This window comes from Thalassotalea sp. G20_0, from assembly GCF_017744175.1.
Lineage (GTDB): Bacteria > Pseudomonadota > Gammaproteobacteria > Pseudomonadales > Endozoicomonadaceae > Endozoicomonas.
In genome coordinates this window covers 1-1,309 of the sequence record NZ_JAGHQV010000204.1, presented here as the reverse complement: position 1 = coordinate 1,309, position 1,309 = coordinate 1, and the positions used below count along the sequence as shown (strand labels likewise).

The following is a 1,309-nucleotide window of genomic DNA, read 5'->3' as shown; positions in this document are numbered from 1 at the left end:
GGCAAAATTATCTTTACGTTTTTGTACTAACCACTCAACCCGATCCATCTGTGCCAGGCCGCAGGCGGCTTGCATATCTGTAATCTTCAGGTTAAAGCCCATATGGGAGTATGTGTATTTGTGGTCGTAGCCAAAGGGCAAAGTACCGAGCTGTTGTTCAAAGCGTTTACCACAAGTGTTGTCACAGCCAGGCTGGCAATAGCAGTCACGCCCCCAATCCCGAAAAGACTCTACGATTCGGATAAGTTCACGGGATTTAGTGAACACCGCACCACCCTCACCCATGGTAATGTGATGCGCTGGGTAGAAGCTTACCGTCGCCAAATCACCAAACGTACCCACCTTCTGGCCATTATATGTACTGCCCAAGGCATCACAGCAATCTTCAATCAACCAAAGGTTGTACTTGTCAGCAATACGACGCACTTCAGACAAATCAAAGGGGTTGCCCAAAGTATGGGCAATCATGATCGCCCGGGTTTTTTCTGATACCGCAGCCTCAATCAATGCCGAGTCGATGTTGTATGTTGGAATATCGACATCAACAAATACAGGTATCAGGCCGTTTTGTACGGTCGGATTGACTGTGGTCGGGAAGCCAGCCGCTACGGTAATTACTTCATCACCAGGCTTAAGCGATCGGTCACCCAACTTGGGTGAGGTCAGTGCTGTCATTGCCAGCAGATTGGCTGAAGAGCCCGATGTGGTAGTCAGCAAGTGCGGCACGCCGATGTAGTCTGCCAGGCGCTTTTCAAACTCAGCATTGAATCGGCCCGTGGTTAACCAGCCATCAAGGGAGGCCTCCACCATTGCCTTGATTTCTGGCGCACCAATCACTTTACCCGAAGGAGGAATGACAGTCTCACCCGGAACAAACGGTTTGTCCGCAAAAGTATCATCGGCATATTGTTCCACAAGGGCTGCAATATCGTTACGCAGTGTTTCCTGAGTCATTGTTTGTCCTAACTTGCTAACTGATCAAGCTTTCATGTAGTCATTAATTTCATTTATGGTGTATTGGCGCATATCATCGTGGTTCAACCATGCTTTATGCCACTTCACTATGCGCTCAAGCGTTTCATCCAAATCCCAGTGAGGCTCCCAATTGAGACGTTGTCTTGCTTTGGAGCAGTCCAGCTTGAGATAACCAGCCTCATGAGGGTGATCCGCACCATCCAATTGCCAACAGGCCTGCTCACCCCAGAGCGTAACCAGTTTGTCGGCGATGTAATCAACCGGCCTGGCATCACTGTCGTTTGGTCCAAAATTCCAACCTTCTGCAAAGGTAGGCCCATGGTCAAACAAATTT

The 1,309-nt window shown here is 49.0% G+C and carries 1 protein-coding gene and 1 pseudogene; both read right to left on the bottom strand.

The features are described 5' to 3' along the window. Positions 1–954, bottom strand: a 954-nt coding sequence (gene rfbH, locus J7438_RS25515; RefSeq protein ID WP_209278849.1) for a lipopolysaccharide biosynthesis protein RfbH, incomplete at its 3' end; no start/stop codon positions are given. A 24-nt stretch (positions 955–978) separates the two neighbouring features. Continuing rightward, positions 979–1,309: pseudogene (locus tag J7438_RS25510) on the bottom strand (CDP-glucose 4,6-dehydratase); the annotation flags it as partial.